The following is a 16,861-nucleotide window of genomic DNA, read 5'->3' as shown; positions in this document are numbered from 1 at the left end:
CGCCGGTGGCCAGACCGGACCCGCGCGGCCGAGTCCCGCTGCCCGCCGGGTCGAAGGAGAGCTCGCTGACCCTGGAGCGGGGGCTGGCCCTGCTCCAGGCGGTGGCGGACGCGGAGTCGGAGGCGCCGTCGATCAGCGAGCTGGCGGCGGCGATCGGCGCGTCGCGCGCGGCGGTGTACCGGCTGCTCGTGCCGCTGCAGTCGCGCGGGCTCGTGCGGCGCGAGGGGTCGAAGGTGCGGTTGGGGCTGGGCGTGCTGCGCCTGGCCGCCAACGTGCTGCCGCAGCTGCGCCTGGCCGCCCAGCCGGCCCTGCGGACGCTGGCCGAGCAGGTGGGCGCGACCGCGCACCTGACCGTGGCCGACGGCGCGGAGGCGCAGGCCGTGGCGGTGGTCGAGCCGTCCTGGACGGCCTACCACGTCGCCTACCGGGTGGGTTCGCGCCACCCGGTGCACCGGGGCGCGGCGGGCAAGGCCATCGGGCTGTCCGCGGAGGGCCGGCAGTGGGTCCACTCGACCGGTGAGCTGCAGCCGGGCGCGTTCGGCGTCGCCGCGCCGGTGCGCGGGGTGCCCGGACTGCGGGCCAGCGTGGGCGTGGTGGCCCTGGAGAAGCTCGACGGTGACGTGGTCGGGCCCCAGGTGCTGCGGGCGGCTCAGGAGGTCGCCGAGGCGTTGCGCTGACGGCCGGTGCTGACGGCCGGCGCTGCGGGCGGTGCTGACGGGCGGCGCTGCGGGCGGGGCGCCGGCGGTCGGTGCTGCGGGTGGGCGCCGGCGGCGGGTGTTGTGGGTGGGCGCTGCGGGCGGTCGCCGGCGGCGGGGTGCCGGCGGGCGGGTGCCGGCCGGTGGGTGCTGCGGGCGGTCGGGGTCGCCGGTCGCTAGGCGACCGCCTGCCACGCCGCGACCGCGGCGAACACCGCGAAGATCGTCCCGCTGATCCGCTGGATCAGGTGCGTCGGGATGCGGCCGGCCACCTTGCGGCCCACCAGCACCGCGATGCCGGCGACCGCCACCAGCGCCAGGAACGCGCCCAGGCCCACGGCCACCGGGGCGCCGTAGCGGGCGGACAGGGCGGCGGTGGCCAGCTGCGACGCGTCGCCCCACTCGGCCGCGAACAGGACCCCGAACGAGGTCAGGGCCGCCCGCCGGAACGACACCGCCGTCGCCGCGGCGGCCGTGCCGCCGGCGTCGCCATCGCCCCCGAAGCTCTCCTTGAGCAGCAGGAACGCGCCGACGCCGAACAGCACGGCCACCACGCCCGCCACCAGGCGGTCGGGCAGGAGGGTCAGCACGCCGCCGAACGTCGCCGCCACCACGCACTGCACGGCGAACGCGGCGGTCACGCCCGCGAACACCGGCCAGGCGCGGTAGCGGGTGGTGAGGACGAGGGTGGCGACCATCGTCTTGTCCGGCAGTTCGGCCAGGAAGATGACGCCGAAGGCCGTTGCCAGGGCGATGAGTTCCGGTGCCACGGGGTACCTCCACGTCCGTGAAACCCGGACGGAGGCAGCACGACCCCGACCGGGCGTGTCGCGCTGCCCGGCCGGAGGTCTCGTTCGCCCGTCGCTGGGACGGGTGAGGGACCGGATCCGCTCGTGGGCGGATCAGTATGTCGATCACCTCGCCGGACCGCTCGGCACGACGCGGTCGCGGGAACTACTCCCCTCTGGCGGGACCGATGCTAGTGGACGGGATCGGCGCAGGTCGACGTGACGCCGGCCGCAGCGGGCGGGGCCGATCGGAGCAGGCCCCGTGCTCCGGGTCGCCGAAGCGCCGCGGGCGGCGCGCGCCGCGGGCGCCCCCGGCCCGCGCCGCCGGACCGGGAGGGGACCTTGGTCCCGGGCCCCACGGGACCGTCGTACCTGAGCCGGGGCGGGCGCCCGGACCTACCTTCGTGCCGTGGACGTCCTCGACCTGGCGCGGTGGCAGTTCGGCATCACCACCGTCTACCACTTCCTGATGGTGCCGCTGACGATCGGCCTGTCGCTGCTGGTCGCCGGGATGCAGACGGCCTGGGTGCGCACGGGCGACCGCAAGTACCTGGCGATGACCAGGTTCTGGGGCAAGCTGCTGCTGATCAACTTCGCCATGGGCGTGGTCACCGGCATCGTGCAGGAGTTCCAGTTCGGCATGACGTGGAGCGCCTACTCGCGGTTCGTCGGCGACGTGTTCGGCGCGCCGCTCGCGATGGAGGGCCTGGTCGCGTTCTTCGTCGAGTCGACGTTCCTCGGCCTGTGGATCTTCGGGTGGGACCGGCTGCCGCGCCGCGTGCACCTGGCGTGCGCGTGGGCGTTCTCGCTGGCCACCATCGCGTCGGCCTACTTCATCCTGGCCGCCAACTCGTGGATGCAGCACCCGGTGGGCGTGGAGATGGTCGACGGCCGGCCGCGGTTGACCTCGATCTGGGCGGTGCTGGGGAACAGCACCGTGCTGGCCGCCTTCCCGCACACGATCTTCGGCGCGTTCGCGGTGGCCGCCGGGTTCCTGGTGGGCCTCGCCGCCTGGCAGCTGTGGCGGCGGTCGGCCGAGGAGCCGGTGTGGCGCGCGTCGGTGAAGCTGGGCACGTGGGTGGGCGTGGTCGCGTTCACCGGGCTGGCGATCAGCGGCGACCTCCAGGGCAAGCTGATGTTCGAGCAGCAGCCGATGAAGATGGCCGCCGCCGAGGCCCTGTGCCACACCGAGTCGCCGGCGAGCTTCTCGGTGTTCGCGATCGGGGACGTGTCGCGGCCGGACTGCGAGAACGTCAAGAGCGTCACCGTGCCCGCGCTGCTGTCGTTCCTGGCGCACAACGACTTCACCTCCGAGGTCAAGGGCGTCGAGGACCTCGTCCCGCTGTACCAGGAGAAGTACGGGACCAACTACCCGGTGGACGAGCGGCTGGGCGAGCTGTCGGGCAAGCCGATCGACTACGTGCCGGTGCTGCCGGTCACCTACTGGGGCTTCCGGCTGATGATCGGCTTCGGCGCGATCTCGGCGGGGGTCGGGGTGCTGGTGCTGTGGCTGACGCGGGGCGGGCGCACGCCGCGCGGCCGGTGGTTCCGCCTGCTCGCGCTGGGCAGCATCGCGACCCCCTTCCTGGGCAACAGCTTCGGCTGGATCTTCACCGAGATGGGGCGGCAGCCCTTCGTGGTGGTGCCGAACCCGAGCGGCGTCGACGGGGTGTGGATGTTCACCGCGCGGGCCGTCTCGAACTCGACGCCGGGCGAGGTGCTGACGTCGCTGGTCGCCTTGACGCTGGTCTACGGGGTGCTGGCCGGTGTCGAGGTGTTCCTGCTCCGGCGGTACGTCCGCGGCGGCGTCGCGGGCGTGCTGCCGGATCGGGGGCCGGACGGGCCCGGTGACGGGCACGGTGACGGGCCCGGCGGTGGATCCGGCGGTGGATCCGGTGGCAAGGCCAGGACCGACGACGACGTCCTGTCGTTCGCCTACTGAGAGGGGGAGCCGTGGAGACGTTCTGGTTCTGCGTGATCGCCCTGCTGTGGCTGGGCTACCTGTTCCTGGAGGGGTTCGACTTCGGCGTCGGGATGCTGCTGCCGGTGCTCGGCCGGGACGAGGCCGAGCGGCGGGTGCTGATCAACACCATCGGCCCCGTGTGGGACGGCAACGAGGTGTGGCTGCTGGTCGCGGGCGGTGCGACGTTCGCCGCGTTCCCCGGCTGGTACGCCTCGCTGTTCAGCTCCGCCTACCTGCCGCTGACGCTGTTCCTGCTGGCCCTGATCGGGCGCGGGGTGGCGTTCGAGTACCGCGGCAAGGTGGACTCGGCGCGGTGGCGCCGGGTGTGGGACGCGGTGATCTTCACCGGGTCGTGGGTGGCGGCGCTCGGCGTCGGGCTGGTGCTGACCACGACCGTGTTCGGGCTGCCGCTGGACGCCGCCGGCGACCGCGTCGGGTCGCCGTTCGCGGCGGTCACGCCGGAGAGCCTGCTCGGGGCGCTGGCGATCGCCGGGTACGCGCTCGTGCACGGCGCGGTGTTCCTGTCGCTGAAGACCGAGGGCGAGGTGCGGGAGCGGGCGCGCGCGCTGGCGCTGCGGGCCGCGCCGGTCGCGCTGCTGCCGCTGGTGGTGCTGCTCCTGCTGGTGCAGCTGCGGTTCGGCACGACCTGGACGTACGCGGCGGCGATCGGCGTGGCGCTGGCGGCGTTCGGCGCGTACGCGCGGCTGGCGCTGCGGCGCGAGGGGCAGGCGTTCGCCCTGATGGGCGTGGCGGTGGCGTGCTCGGTGGTGGCGCTGTTCGGCGCGCTGTACCCGAACGTCCTGCCGTCCACCCTGGACCCCGCTTTCACGCTGACCGTGGCGAACACCGCCTCCAGCCCGTACACGCTGACCGTGATGACGTGGGTGGCGGCGTTCGGCACCCCGGCGGTGCTGGTCTACCAGGGGTGGACCTACTGGGTGTTCCGCAAGCGGATCGGCACGCGGCACATCCCGTCGGTGCACGTGCCTTAGGCGCGTTGCCCGCGCGTGCCCCCGTGTGCCGGGTCTCCGGCGCACGGGGGCTTTGGCGCACGGGGCTTCGGCGCGCTGGGGCTTCGGCGCGCTGGGGCTTTCGCGCACGGGGGCTTTCGCGCGCGTCCGGACGGTCCACGGCGGTGCGGGACCTAGGTCCTGCCGCGGACGGGACCGTCGTACCTGATCGGGGCGGGTAGCCGGGACCTACTGTCGTCTCGTGGACGTCCCCGGAGCCCCTTCCGCCAAGAAGCCGGGGAGGGGTCCGCTCGGCGCGCTGCCGGCGCTCTCGCCTTCGGCGCGCCGGGCGTTGACCCTGTGCGGCGGGCTCGCCGCGCTGTCGGCGGGCGCGCTGGTGTGGCAGGCCGTGGCCCTGGCGTCCGCGCTGGTGGCCGACGGCCCGCTGTGGTCGCTGGCCGCCGCCGTGTGCGCGCGGGCGGCGCTGGCGTGGGCCACCGAGACCGTCGCGGCCCGCGCGGCGGCGGGCGCCAAGGAGGAGCTGCGCGCCGCCGTCCTCGACCGGGCGCTCGGCCTCGGCCCGGCGTGGATCACCGCGCGGGGGCCCGCCGAGCTGGCGGTCCTCGCGACCCGGGGCCTGGACGCCCTGGACGCCTACTTCACCCGCTACCTGCCCGCGCTGGTGACGACGGCCGTCGTGCCGGTGCTGGTCGGCGCGTGGATCCTCGTCACCGACCCGACCTCGGCCGTGCTGGTCGCGGTGACCCTGCCGCTGATCCCGGTGTTCGCGGTGCTGATCGGGAAGTTCACCTCGGCGCGGGTCGCGGCGGCGGCCACGGCGCTGGAGCGGCTCTCCGGGCGGCTGGCGGAGCTGGTGCGGGCGCTGCCGGTGCTGACGGCGTTCGGGCGGGCCGCGGGCCAGGCCGCGGTGGTGCGCGACCTCGGCGAGCGCTACCGCCGGGCGACCATGGGGACGCTGCGGGTGGCGTTCCTGTCGGCGCTGGTGCTGGAGATCGCGGCGTCGCTGTCGGTGGCGCTGATCGCCGTGGGCATCGGCCTGCGGCTGGTGTCGGGCGAGATGACCCTGCTGGCCGGGCTGGTCGTGCTGATCCTCGCGCCCGAGTGCTACCTGCCGCTGCGGGCGGCGGGCGCGGCGCACCACGCGTCCGAGGACGGCGTGGAGGCCGTGCGGCGGGTCGCGGAGGTCCCGGTGCCCGCGCCGCGCCGGCCCGGCGGGGCCCGGCCGGCCGGTGCGCGGGCGATCGGGCGCATGACCATCCGGACGCCGGGCGCGGCGGGCGGCGCCGGGGGGATCGTCGGCGTCGAGGTGCGCAACCTGCGGGTGCGGCGGCGCGGCCGGTTCGCCCCCGACGGCATCAGCCTGCTCGTGCGGCCCGGCGAGGTGCACCGGCTCGACGCGCCCAGCGGGGCGGGCAAGTCGACGCTGTTCGACGTGCTGCTCGGCTTCGTGGAACCCGACGGCGGGGAGGTCGTGGTCGACCGCGACGCCATCGCGTGGGTGCCGCAGCGCCCCGCGTTCGCCGGGCGGACCGTCGCCGACGAGCTGGAGCTGACCACCGGCCGGGTCGACCTGGCGGTGCTGGCCTCGGTCGCCGCCGACCGGCTGGTGCACCGGCCCGTCGCGGAGCTGTCCACCGGCGAGCGCCAGCGGGTGGCCGTCGCGCGGGCGCTGACCCGCGTGGCGGACGGCGCGACGGTCCTGCTGCTGGACGAGCCCACGGCCCACCTGGACCCCGCGACCGCCGCCAAGGTCATGGCCGCCGTGCGGCGGGCCGCCGACGGCGGTGCGAGCGTCCTGCTGGCCACGCACCGGACCGTCGCGGAGGCCGACGACACCGCCGTCCCGGCGGTGACCGTGGACCAGGAGGTCGGTGGGGTGGCTGCGCCTCGGACGCCCCGGCCGACCGCCCGGGTGGTGGCCGGGGCGGCGCTGGGAGTCGCCGCCTCGGCCGCCGGTGTCGCGCTGACCGCGCTCGCGGCGCTGCTGATCGCGAAGGCCGCCACCCAGCCGCCGATCCTCACGCTGTCCGTGCTGGTGGTCGGGGTGCGGACGTTCGCGCTGGCCAAGGGCGTGCTGAGGTACCTGGAGCGGCTGGTGTCGCACGACGCGGCGTTCCGGTTCGCGGAGGGCCTGCGGGTGCGGCTGTGGCGCGGCCTGCGGCCGGGGCGCGCCGACCTGACCAGCCTGGTGGACGACGTGGACACCGTCCGCGACCTCGTGCCGCGCGTGCTGCAGCCGCCGCTGGTCGCGGCCGGCACCGCCGCGGCGGCCGTCGTGCTGCTGGCGCTGGTGTCGCCGTGGGCGGGGCTCGCGCTGGGGGTGGCGGTGGTGGTCGGCGGGGCGCTCGCGCCGCTCGTCGCGGTCGTGGCGGAACGCCGGGCGAGCACCGCCCTGGCCCGCGGTCGGCGGGAGGTGTCCGAGGAGGTGCTGACGCTGCTCACCGCCGCGCCGGACCTGATCGCGTTCGGGGCGGACCGGGAGGTGCGCGCCGAGCTGGCCCGGCACGACGCCGAGCTGGCCCGGCTGGCGCGGCGGCAGGCGTTCGGCGCGGGCGCGGCGACCGGGGTCGTGCACCTGGCGCTGGGCGCGGCGGTCGTGGCGTGCACCGCGGTGGCGGCCGGCGTCGACCCGCTGCTGGTGCCGCTGCTCGGCCTGGTGCCGCTGGCGCTGGCGGAGTCGCTGGGCGCGCTGCCCGCGGCGGCGCAGCACTGGGGGGCGCTGCGGGAGGCCCACGGGCGGATCGCGGCCATCGCGGCGCCTTCCGCGAGCACGCCCGGCGCCACCTCGTCCGGGCCTGGGGACCCCCCGATTCCAGCCAACCACGAGGCACCGACGGTTTCGGCCGGTGGAGCTGAGAGGGGTGTTCCGGGGTCCGGGGCGGTGGTGGTCGTGGGGTCGTCCGGGCCTGGGGACCCCCCGATTCCAGCCAAGCACAGGGCACCGACGATTTCGGTCGGTGGAGCTGAGAGGAGCGGGGCGCGGCCCGGTGCGGTGGCCGAGCGGGTTCCGGTGGGTGGCGGCCCGGTGGGCGTGGCGCCGGCCGAGCCGGCGGGCGCGGTGGAGTTGGAGCACGTGACGGTCGGGTGGCCGGGAGCGGCGGCGCCCGTGCTGGAGGACGTCAGCCTGAGCGTTCCGCCGGGGGCCAAGGTCGCGCTCGTCGGGCCGTCCGGAGCGGGCAAGTCGACGCTGTTCGCGCTGCTGCTGGGCTTCGTCGACCACTCCGCCGGCGTCGTCCGGCGGCCGGGGCGGATCGCCTGGTGCCCCCAGGAGCCGGTGCTGGTCTCCACGACGCTGCGCGAGAACCTGCGCATCGGCGACCCGCGCGCCACCGACGCCCGGATGCGCGAGGTGCTCGCGCAGGTCGGGCTGGCGCTCGACCCGGCCGCGGTGGTCGGGCCGTCGCTGCTCAGCGGCGGCGAGGCGCAGCGCGTGGCGCTGGCCCGGGCGCTGCTGCACGACGCCGACCTCCTCCTGCTCGACGAGGTGACCGCCCACCTGGACGAGACCTCCGCCCGCGACCTGCTCGACCTGGTCGACGGCCTGGACCGGACCGTCCTGCACATCACCCACCGGCCCGACGAGGCCGCCCGGGCCGACCTGGTGCTGGAGGTGTCCCGGCGGGGGGTCGGGGTCGGGGCCTACCGTTGACGGCCGTGGACCCCGCCCTGGTGCTCGCCGCGTCGACCGAGATCACCACCGCCGCCCTGGCCGGTGACGACCCGGACGCCGTGCTGCCGCTCGTCGTGTGCCGCGCGGTGTCCCTGGCCGAGGCCGACCTCGGGCTCGCCATGGTCACCGGCGACGACGGGACGCTCACCGTCGAAGCCTCCTCCGGCGGCGACGACCCGGTGGGGATCGTGCTGTCCGACCGCTCCTCCGCCGCCCGCGCGGCCCGGACCGGCGTGCCGGTGGTCGCCGACGACTTCACCACCGACCCGCGCACCGCGCCGTTCGTGCCCAAGGCGCTGCGCGGCTACGGGCCGTTCGCGGTCGCGCCGTTCGGCACGAGGGAGCGCCGGATCGGCGCGCTGGCCGTCTACCGGCGCAAGGGGGCCGCGCCGTTCAGCCCGGACACCGTGGACGTGCTGACCGCGTTCGCCGCGCAGGCCGGGCTCGCCGTGGTGCTCGCCGAGGGGTTCACCGCGCGGCAGCGGATCGCCGTGTACGAGGAGCGCGAGCGGATCGCCCGCGACCTGCACGACGTGATCATCCAGCGGCTCTACGCGACCGGGGTCCAGCTCGACCTGCTGGACCGGCGGCTGCGGCTGGAGGGCCGGGAGGCCAGGCGGCTGGCCGACGTGGTCGACCAGCTCGACCAGACCATGGCGGAGGTGCGGGCGACGGTCCGGGCGCTGCGCAGCGCCGACCCCGGCAAGCCGGGCGACGCCGACCTGCGCGGCTCGGTGCTGGCCGAGGCGCACACCGCCGGGGAGCTGCTCGGCTTCGAGCCCGAGGTGCGGATCGACGGCGACCTGGGCCAGGTGCCGCCGGAGCTGGCCGACCACGCGCGGGCGGCGCTGCGGGAAGCGCTGTCCAACGTGGTGCGGCACTCCGGGGCCCGGCAGGTCGAGATCGGGGTGGCGAAGGACGCCGCGCGGCTGGTGCTGCGGGTCGCCGACGACGGGTGCGGCATCCCGCGCGGTGTCGCGCGGCGCGGGCTGCGGCACCTGGAGGAGCGGGCGCTCGCGGCCGGCGGCGGGTGCGAGGTGGCGTCGTCGCCGCGCACGGGGACGACGATCACCTGGCACGTGCCGTTGCGGTGACGGGCCCGGGGAGCGGGCGCAGGGGACCGGGCGCAGGGGACCGGGCGGCCCACCTCACGAGGCGGCCCGCTCGTGAGGCGGGCGGTGTGAGGCGGGCGGTGCGAGGCGGTCGGCGCAGGGCGGTGGTCGGGGCGCGGGGCGGGTGACGCAGGGGCGGTCCGGGGCACGGGCGGTCGGCGCGGGTGCCCACCGGGAGCGGTGTCCGGTCGGCGCGGTGCCCGCCGGGAGCGGCGCCGGTCAGCGGGAGCGGCGGGCCACCCAGGCCGCGGCCTGGGTGCGGCGTTCCATGCCGAGCTTCGCCAGCACCGACGTCACGTAGTTCTTGACCGTCTTCTCCGCCAGGAACAGCCGCTCCGCGATCTGCCGGTTGGTCATGCCCTCGCCGATCAGGTCCAGCACCCGCCGCTCCTGCTCGGTCAGCGCGTCGAGCACGTCCACCTCCGGCGGGCGGCGCATCCGGTCCAGCACGCGGGCCGTCGTCTGCGGGTCCAGCAGCGACCGGCCCGCCGCGACCTCCCGCACCGCCACCACCAGGTCCTGGCCGCGCACCTGCTTGAGCAGGTAGCCCGACGCGCCCGCCATGATCGCCCCGACCAGGGCCTCCTCGTCGTCGAACGCGGTCAGCACCAGGCACCGGACACCGAGGTCCCGCAGCCGCCGGCACAGCTCCACGCCCGTCCCGTCGGGCAGCCGGACGTCCACCACCGCCACGTCGGGCCCCGTCGCGGTCGCCCGCACGAACGCCTCGTCCACCCCGCCCGCCTCGGCGACCACGGTGATGTCGTCCTCGTCGTCGAGCAGTTCGCGCAGTCCCCTGCGGACCACTTCGTGGTCGTCTACCAGCAACACGCGCACGGGCACGAACCAACCATAGGGCGAATGCCGGTACCGGCCGCACGTGGACGCCAAGACAGTGCAAGGCATGCTCGTACGCGTGATCGAGGAAGCCGACCGCATCGTCGTCGGCCGGCTGGTGCTGGAGCTGTGGGGCGCGCACACCGCCGTCGCCCACGGGCAGGTGTTCTTCCCCGCGAGCCTGCCCGGCTTCCTGGTGGAGCACCAGGAGCAGATCGTCGGCCTGCTCACCTACGCCGCTTCCGACGGCCTGCTGGAGATCGTCACGGTCGACGCGCTGCGAAGAGGCAGGGGCGTCGGCACCTCCCTGGTCGACGCGGCCGTGCAGCGCGCCCGGCAGCTGGGCTGCTCCCGGGTCCGGCTGACCACCACGAACGACAACCTCGACGCCCTGCGCTTCTACCAGCGGCGCGGGTTCCGGCTCACCGCGCTGCGGCCGGACGCGGTGCGCGAGTCACGCCGGCTCAAGCCGGAGATCCCGTCCGTCGGGGAGTACGGCATCCCCATCACCGACGAGCTGGACCTGGAACGATGGATCGCGCCGAGGTAGTTGTCCACAGGGACCGGGCAGGTTGTCCACAGAGCTGTGCACAACCTGTGTGATCCGGATAACGGACTTTCTCCGCGCCAGTGCGGTCACCGGCGGGGCAGCGAGCTGAAGACCTCGTCCCAGGCGGCGGCGACCTGCCGGGCGCAGGTCCCCGGAGCGACGCCGCCCACACCCGTCCCCAACCCCGGCATGGCCACCGTGCGGACCACCTCGCGCACCGGCCGCCCGTCGTCCAGCCGCCCGTCCCGCCACAGCCGCAGCACGGCGCGCGCCGCCAGGTAGGGGTGCACGGTGTCCGACGGCAGGTGCTCGCCGGGCCGGCGCATCGTCGGCGCGCTGATCAGCCACTCGGGCTGCACCTCGCCGGTCGGCACGACCAGCGCCTCGCCGACCGGCAGCTCGCCGCCGTGCAGCGCCAGGACCGCGCTGCGCACGTGCGCCTCGACGTTCGGGAACGCGCGGGCGTACACGGCGTCGATCCCCCCGCGCATCCACCCCGAGGAGTTCGCCGGGCTCACCACGGCCTCGGCCACGATGTCGAGCACCGAGCCCCGGTGCACCTCGACACCGTGCCGGCCGGCCGCGACACCCAGCCAGGCCGTCGCGAGCGGCTCGTCGACGGCGCAGAGCACCAGACGCGGAACAGCGGCCGGAGCGCTGATCCCACCCTCCGTATCGGCGGACACGCCCGCAAGCATTCCAGGACACGGGGGTCCGGTGGAACGGGGGCGGGCACCCGTCCGTCGGGTGATCCTCGCCTCAGCGGAAGGCCGCCGGCGGGGTCCTCGTATCGTTGCGGCCGTGCTCGCCTACTTCGGACCGCAGGGAACGTTCACCGAGCAGGCCGCGCGCTCGCTCGCCGGCGCGGAGGACCTCGTCCCGTTCGACACCGTGCCGGCCGCCCTGGCCGCGACCAGGAGCGGTGCGGCCGACGCGGCGTGCGTGCCGGTGGAGAACTCGGTCGAGGGCGCGGTGCCCGCCACCATGGACGCGCTGGCCGAGGACGGGCCGCTCGTCGCCGTCGCCGAGGCGGTGCTGCCGGTGCGGTTCAGCGTCCTGGTGCGGCCCGGCGGGACCGAGCCGAAGACCGTCGCCAGCCACCCCCACGCCCTCGCGCAGGTGCGGCGCTGGCTCGCCGAGCACCTGCCGTCCGCCGACGTCGTCGCGACGACGTCCACCGCCGCCGCGGCCCGGTCCGTGCTGGCGGGCGAGTTCGACGCGGCCGTGAGCGCGCCGGTCGCCGTGCGGCACTACCCGCTGGAGGTGCTGGCGACCGACGTGGCCGACGTGCGCGACGCCAAGACCCGCTTCCTGCTGCTGCGCCGCCCGGGCCCGCTGCCGGCGCCCACCGGCCAGGACCGGACGTCGGTCGTGGTGACGGCGGTCGACCGGGTGGGCGCGCTGTCGGAGCTGCTGGCCGAGCTGGCGCTGCGGCGGATCAACCTGACGCGCATCGAGTCGCGGCCCACCAAGGGGCGGCTGGGCGAGTACCGGTTCTACGTCGACCTGGACGGCCACGTCGCCGAACCGCGCGTGGCCGACGCGCTGGCGGCGCTGCGCAGGCACTCGCCGGACACCCGGTTCCTGGGCTCCTACCCCAAGGCGGAGGCGGGCGGCGCGCAGACGGGCAACGAGGGGTTCGTGGCCGCCGCCGAGTGGGTGGCCTCGGTGCGGGAGGGGCGCGGGGCGTGAAGCTGATCATGGTGCGGCACGGCGAGACCGCGTCGAACCTGAAGATGGCGCTCGACTCGCTGCCGCCGGGACCGCCGCTGACCGAGGCGGGGCAGGCGCAGGCGGCGGCGCTGGCGGCGGCGCTGGCCGAGGCCGAGGCGGTGGGCGCGGTGTACGCGAGCACGGCCGTGCGGGCGCAGCAGACCGCCGCGCCGGTGGCCCGCGCGTTCGGGCTCGGCGTCGAGGTGCTGGACGGGGTCCAGGAGATCTTCTGCGGCGACCTGGAGGGCCGGCACGACCGGGAGGCGTTCGAGGTCTTCCTCGCGGTGGTGCGGTCGTGGGCGGAGGGCGACCTGGACGTCGCCATCCCCGGCGGGGAGACCGGCCGGCAGGTGGTCGACCGGTTCGTGGCCGCGGTGGACGGGGTGGCCGCGCGCCACGCGACGGGGGACACCTTCGTGCTGGTCAGCCACGGCGGCGCGCTGCGGATGGCGGCGCTGGCGCTGGCGACCAACGTGCAGCCGGCGCTGGCCGAGGCGGGCCTGCTGCCCAACACCGGCCGGGTGGTGCTGGAGAACCCCGGGACCGGCTGGGTCTGCACGTCGTGGACCAGGGTGGACGCGCTCGCCTGACCGGCGGGCGGGACCGGCGCGGGCGGGACCGGCGCGGGCGGGACCGGCGCGGGCGGCTCGGAGGCGGGCGGCTCGGAGGCGGGCGGCCCGCGCCGCTCAGCCCCAGCCCAGCTCGTGCAGCTTCGCGTCGTCGATGCCGAAGTGGTGCGCGACCTCGTGGATGACGGTGATGGCGACCTCCTCCACCACGTCGTCCTCCGTCAGGCAGATGTCCAGGATGGCCTCCCGGTAGATCGTCACCCGGTCCGGCAGGACGCCGCCGTAGTCCGACGTCCGCCTGGTCAGCGCGATCCCGTGGTACAGGCCCAGCAGGTCCGGCTCCTCCGGGTGGCGGTCCTCGACCAGCACCACCACGTTGTCCATCGCCGCTGCGAACTCCGGCGGTATCAGGTCCAGGGCTTCGCCCACGAGTTCGTCGAACCGCTGTCGGGACATCTCCACCGGCACGGGATCACCTCGAAGGCGGGGGCTCGGCGGCGGTGGTGGTCGTCGTGGTCGTCCCCGACACCGACGCCGACGTCGTGGCCGGGCTCGTGCCGGAGTTGGACGCCGAGTGCAGCGGCGCCCCGGTCGGCTCGTCCTGCTGCACGGCCGTCGTCTGGGGCGGGTTGACCGTCGTCAGGGGCGGCGCGTTCGGGTTGCGGACGCTCTTCTCCCACGCCGTCAGCCCGGTGTTGTCCGGGGCCGGGGTGGCGCCCACCTTGCAGTTCGCCCGGTGCGAGCCGGCCGCCCAGCTCTCCGGCGCCCTGGTGTCCCAGGCCACGATCAGGCCCCTGGCCCGGAAGTCAACGCCGCCGCTGTACTCGGCCGCGAGCCGCGCGCACTCGACGGACATGACCTCGTCCTGCTTCTCCACCGCCGGGAACGGGCCGGCCGGCAGGGTGACGACCCCGACGATCTCGAACGTGTGCGGCTGCGCGCAGTCCACCGGGTCGCCCACGCCGCGCGCCTCGGTGATGCCCAGGCACACGCCCGGGTCGTAGACGTCGGACTGGTCCTGGGTGCGGGCCGTCCCGTACGCGGGCAGCAGCCCGCCCGCCGGGCCCGCCACCTGCAACCCGCAGCGCAGGGTCCGCTCGCCCCGGCCCCACAGGCGCTCGCCGGGGTTGAGCGGGCCGACCGTGTACTTGCCGAACGGGTCGAACCGGCCCCCGAGGTAGTCCAGCGAGGGCTGCGCGCAGCGCTCCTGGCTGATCTCCTGCCACTGCTCGTCGGTCGGGAACGGCGCCTGCGGGCCGAACGCCGCGCCGATGTCCACCGCGCCCGTCACCTCGAACATGTGCTGAGCGGCACAGTCGACCTTCGTCACATCCGAGAGGTCGCGCTCCGACCAGTCCAGGCAGTCGCCCGCCTGCACCTCGTAAGCCGGGTTGACCTGCTCGGACGTGGTCGAGGGGGCCGGGCTGGAGCCCATCGGCCACGACGTGAACGCGCTCAGCGCGAGCAGTGCGAAGGCACCGGCGAACGCGCCGAGCATGACCAGTTGGTCACCACGGCGAAACCATCGGGCGCTCGTCGACATCCACTCCATGATGCCTGGGCCGACGCCGGAACCCTTCGGGCGGGTGGAGACTGTTGCTTTTGGGACACTCGTCACCCAAATGGCGGCCGACCTCTGTACCGTCCCCGCCGGGAGTGGCTGATGACTGAGAACGACCGAAACGACCGTGACGACCGGACCGGCGGCCCCGCCGGGGCCGGTGGACCGACGCCCGGCGGGGGCGCGACCCCGCCGCCGTACGCGCCGCCGCCCGCGCCACCGCAGGGCGCGCCGGGCGGGGCCGGGGAACCGGCGCGGCCCGACCAGCCGGGGCAGGCCGGTGGCAGGCGCGGGCAGATCCGGCGGCAGGAGCCGGGCGTCACGCAGCCCCGGCCGCCGAGCCTGGCCGAGCAGCGCGCGCGGACGGCCGCCGCCGAGCGCAAGCGGCAGGAGCGGCTCGAGCAGGAGGCCGAGGAGGCCCGCCGGAGGAAGCTCCGCAAGCGGCTGCTGATCGGCGGTGGCGTCACCGTCGGCGTCGTGGGCGTGGTGGCCATCTGGTACGCCGCGGCCAGCCCCGACGACGTCGAGGCCCAGTGCACGCAGGACGGCGTCGTGGTCGACGACCAGTACTGCGACGAGAACTACGCGCGCTCCCACGGCGGGTACAGCAGCGGCGGGTTCATCTACATCGGCGGCACCTCCTACCGCTACCACTACGGCGGGTCGAGCGTGCCCGTCGGCCAGAAGGTCAGCGGCGGCAGCTACACGATCCCCAAGGGCGCAAACGTCACCACCAAGTCCGGCACGACGATCCAGCGCGGCGGCTTCGGCGTCTCCAACAGCAAGGGCGTGGGCGGCTGATGCGTCGCGAGACCTCCGCGCCCCGGCCGAACTGGCAGCGCACCGTGTCCGAGCAGGGGCTCGTGTTCGGCGCGCCGGCCAGGGCCGCCGACGGCAGCCCCCGCCCGTACTGGGACGAGTCGGCGCACTACGTGTTCGACATGAGCGACGTGCTGTCCCTGGAGGCGGACGTCGAACTGCTGCACAGCATGTGCCTGGAGGCCGTCGACAACGTGGTGCTCACCGAGCGCTACCGCGACTTCGGCATCCAGGAGTGGCTGTGGCCCGCGATCGCCGAGTCGTGGAAGCGGCGCGACCCGCACGTCTACGGGCGGTTCGACCTGCGCTACGACGGGCGCGGCCCGGCGAAGATGCTGGAGTACAACGCCGACACCCCCACGTCGCTGCTGGAGGCGTCGGTCGTCCAGTGGAACTGGAAGACCGACGTCCACCCGGACGACGACCAGTGGAACTCGATCCACGAGAAGCTGGTCGAGCGGTGGGCCGAGGTCGGCGACCGGCTGCCGTCCAACGAGCTGCACTTCACCTGGTCGGCGGCCGACCCGTCGGGCGAGGACCACGTCACGGTGGCCTACCTGCAGGAGACGGCGGCCGAGGCGGGCATGGACACGGTCGGGCTCGCGATCGAGGAGATCGGCTGGGACTCGCTGCTCAAGCGGTTCGTCGACCTCGAAGAGGCCCCGATGGGCACGGTCGTGAAGCTCTACCCGTGGGAGTGGGTGACCGACGAGCAGTTCGGCCGCTTCGCGGTGGAGAGCCTGCCCGGCACGCTCTGGATCGAGCCGCTGTGGAAGATGCTGCTGTCCAACAAGGCGCTGCTGGCGGTGCTGTGGGAGATGTACCCCGGGCACCCGAACCTGCTGCCCGCCTTCCTGGACGACCCCGGCCTGCTCACCGAGTACGTGCGCAAGCCCCGGCTGGGCCGCGAGGGCGCGAACATCCAGATCGTGGCGCCGGGCTACGAGACGCAGACCGGCGGCGTGTACGGCAAGGAAGGCTTCGTCTACCAGCTGTTCGACCCGCTGCCCGAGTTCGACGGCTACCGGCCCGCGCTGGGCGCGTGGGTCGTCGGTGACGCGGCGGCCGGGCTCGGCATCCGCGAGACGGTCGGCCTGGTGACCGACGATGGCGCGGCGTTCGTCCCGCATCGGATTGTCGAATGAATGGAGTGGCAGTGATCAGCGAACTCGCGTTGGACCCGGGCTTCGGCTCCGCGATCGGCCGGGGCGTCGGCGCGATCGCCCTGTACGCCGTGGTCGGCCTCGTGCTGATGGTCGTCGGCTTCTACGCCATCGACTTCACCACGCCCGGCAAGCTGTCGGGCCTGGTGCGGGCGGGTGCTCCGAACGCGGTCATCGTGACGTCGGCCGGCCTGGTCAGCATGGCGCTGATCGTCGTGGTGGCGATCTACAACGCGGCGGGCAAGCTGGACGAGGGCCTGCTGACGGCGCTCATCTTCGGCTTCGCGGGCATCGTCGTGCAGGTGCTGGCGGTCCGGCTGCTGGAGTGGGTGACCCGGCTGGACATCGGTTCGCTGATCGAGTCGGACCGGTTCGCGCCGGCCAGCGTCGTGGTCGCCAGCGCGCACGTCGCGCTCGGCCTGGTGGTCGCGGTCGCGATCAGCTGACCGA

16 protein-coding genes are annotated in these 16,861 nt (G+C 75.1%); 11 read left to right on the top strand and 5 right to left on the bottom strand.

Features of this window, described 5'->3' with window-relative positions; genetic code table 11:
* Window positions 1-5: 5 nt before the first annotated feature.
* Window positions 6-677, top strand: coding sequence for an IclR family transcriptional regulator (locus JOE68_RS14545; RefSeq protein WP_204842879.1), 672 nt, complete (start codon window positions 6-8; stop codon window positions 675-677).
* 194 nt (window positions 678-871) lie between these two features.
* Here JOE68_RS14545 and JOE68_RS14540 read toward each other — a convergent pair whose 3' ends face one another.
* A complete protein-coding gene (locus JOE68_RS14540; RefSeq protein WP_204842878.1) occupies window positions 872-1,465 on the bottom strand; it encodes a TMEM165/GDT1 family protein in 594 nt (197 codons plus the stop codon).
* 427 nt (window positions 1,466-1,892) lie between these two features.
* Here JOE68_RS14540 and JOE68_RS14535 point away from each other — a divergent pair, with 427 nt between their 5' ends.
* From JOE68_RS14535 to JOE68_RS14520, 4 genes are all read left to right on the top strand, one after another.
* Window positions 1,893-3,425: a cytochrome ubiquinol oxidase subunit I gene (locus JOE68_RS14535; protein WP_204842877.1), complete on the top strand. Its 1,533-nt coding sequence runs from the start codon at window positions 1,893-1,895 to the stop codon at window positions 3,423-3,425.
* A gap of 11 nt (window positions 3,426-3,436) precedes the next feature.
* The gene (gene cydB, locus JOE68_RS14530; RefSeq protein WP_204842876.1) at window positions 3,437-4,438 is read left to right on the top strand and encodes a cytochrome d ubiquinol oxidase subunit II; all 1,002 of its coding nucleotides are present in this window, start codon (window positions 3,437-3,439) and stop codon (window positions 4,436-4,438) included.
* A gap of 220 nt (window positions 4,439-4,658) precedes the next feature.
* Window positions 4,659-8,066 (top strand): thiol reductant ABC exporter subunit CydD, encoded by a 3,408-nt coding sequence (gene cydD, locus JOE68_RS14525; RefSeq protein ID WP_204842875.1) that lies wholly within the window; start codon window positions 4,659-4,661, stop codon window positions 8,064-8,066.
* A gap of 5 nt (window positions 8,067-8,071) precedes the next feature.
* Window positions 8,072-9,181 (top strand): GAF domain-containing sensor histidine kinase, encoded by a 1,110-nt coding sequence (locus JOE68_RS14520; protein WP_346038544.1) that lies wholly within the window; start codon window positions 8,072-8,074, stop codon window positions 9,179-9,181.
* 237 nt (window positions 9,182-9,418) lie between these two features.
* Here the strand turns inward: JOE68_RS14520 and JOE68_RS14515 are convergent, their stop codons facing one another.
* Entirely contained in the window at window positions 9,419-10,042 is a 624-nt protein-coding gene (locus tag JOE68_RS14515) for a response regulator (protein ID WP_204842873.1), read from the bottom strand.
* A 61-nt stretch (window positions 10,043-10,103) separates the two neighbouring features.
* Here JOE68_RS14515 and JOE68_RS14510 point away from each other — a divergent pair, with 61 nt between their 5' ends.
* Entirely contained in the window at window positions 10,104-10,586 is a 483-nt protein-coding gene (locus JOE68_RS14510; protein ID WP_204842872.1) for a GNAT family N-acetyltransferase, read from the top strand.
* An 86-nt stretch (window positions 10,587-10,672) separates the two neighbouring features.
* On the opposite strand, the gene JOE68_RS14505 is transcribed toward JOE68_RS14510, so the two are convergent.
* Window positions 10,673-11,284, bottom strand: coding sequence for a macro domain-containing protein (locus JOE68_RS14505; protein ID WP_204842871.1), 612 nt, complete (start codon window positions 11,282-11,284; stop codon window positions 10,673-10,675).
* A gap of 103 nt (window positions 11,285-11,387) precedes the next feature.
* On the opposite strand from JOE68_RS14505, the gene pheA reads away from it, so the two are divergent.
* Both pheA and JOE68_RS14495 read left to right on the top strand, forming a co-directional pair.
* On the top strand, window positions 11,388-12,278 hold the full coding sequence (pheA, locus tag JOE68_RS14500) for a prephenate dehydratase (protein ID WP_204842870.1): 891 nt from the start codon (window positions 11,388-11,390) through the stop codon (window positions 12,276-12,278).
* Window positions 12,275-12,889: a histidine phosphatase family protein gene (locus tag JOE68_RS14495; protein WP_204842869.1), complete on the top strand. Its 615-nt coding sequence runs from the start codon at window positions 12,275-12,277 to the stop codon at window positions 12,887-12,889. Before pheA ends, JOE68_RS14495 begins: the two co-directional genes overlap by 4 nt.
* 96 nt (window positions 12,890-12,985) lie before the next feature.
* Here the strand turns inward: JOE68_RS14495 and JOE68_RS14490 are convergent, their stop codons facing one another.
* Together JOE68_RS14490 and JOE68_RS14485 are read right to left on the bottom strand one after the other, a co-directional pair.
* Entirely contained in the window at window positions 12,986-13,336 is a 351-nt protein-coding gene (locus JOE68_RS14490) for a metallopeptidase family protein (RefSeq protein ID WP_204842868.1), read from the bottom strand.
* A 4-nt stretch (window positions 13,337-13,340) separates the two neighbouring features.
* A complete protein-coding gene (locus JOE68_RS14485; protein WP_239562246.1) occupies window positions 13,341-14,411 on the bottom strand; it encodes a septum formation family protein in 1,071 nt (356 codons plus the stop codon).
* 120 nt (window positions 14,412-14,531) lie between these two features.
* Here JOE68_RS14485 and JOE68_RS14480 point away from each other — a divergent pair, with 120 nt between their 5' ends.
* Genes JOE68_RS14480 through JOE68_RS14470 form a run of 3 tightly spaced genes read left to right on the top strand, consistent with a single transcriptional unit; the run spans window position 14,532 to window position 16,857 of the window.
* Window positions 14,532-15,230, top strand: coding sequence for a hypothetical protein (locus JOE68_RS14480; protein WP_307819682.1), 699 nt, complete (start codon window positions 14,532-14,534; stop codon window positions 15,228-15,230).
* A complete protein-coding gene (locus JOE68_RS14475) occupies window positions 15,230-16,393 on the top strand; it encodes a glutathionylspermidine synthase family protein (RefSeq protein ID WP_204842867.1) in 1,164 nt (387 codons plus the stop codon). The genes JOE68_RS14480 and JOE68_RS14475 overlap by 1 nt, the downstream gene beginning before the upstream one ends.
* Before the next feature lie 11 nt (window positions 16,394-16,404).
* A complete protein-coding gene (locus JOE68_RS14470) occupies window positions 16,405-16,857 on the top strand; it encodes a DUF350 domain-containing protein (protein WP_346038546.1) in 453 nt (150 codons plus the stop codon).
* Window positions 16,858-16,861: the final 4 nt, after the last annotated feature.

Source organism: Saccharothrix algeriensis, from assembly GCF_016907655.1.
GTDB lineage: Bacteria > Actinomycetota > Actinomycetes > Mycobacteriales > Pseudonocardiaceae > Actinosynnema > Actinosynnema algeriense.
Note: the sequence above shows the minus strand (reverse complement) of the source record. Positions and strands in the feature narration are given on the sequence as shown.

What these genes read in the sequence shown, in the direction of transcription:
- JOE68_RS14510 (WP_204842872.1), top strand. Translation starts at nt 10,104, where the DNA reads ATGCTCGTACGCGTGATCGAGGAAGCCGACCGCATCGTCGTCGGCCGG.
- JOE68_RS14475 (WP_204842867.1), top strand. Translation starts at nt 15,230, where the DNA reads ATGCGTCGCGAGACCTCCGCGCCCCGGCCGAACTGGCAGCGCACCGTG.
- JOE68_RS14505 (WP_204842871.1), bottom strand. Translation starts at nt 11,284, where the DNA reads ATGCTTGCGGGCGTGTCCGCCGATACGGAGGGTGGGATCAGCGCTCCG.
- JOE68_RS14480 (WP_307819682.1), top strand. Translation starts at nt 14,532, where the DNA reads ATGACTGAGAACGACCGAAACGACCGTGACGACCGGACCGGCGGCCCC.
- JOE68_RS14485 (WP_239562246.1), bottom strand. Translation starts at nt 14,411, where the DNA reads ATGTCGACGAGCGCCCGATGGTTTCGCCGTGGTGACCAACTGGTCATG.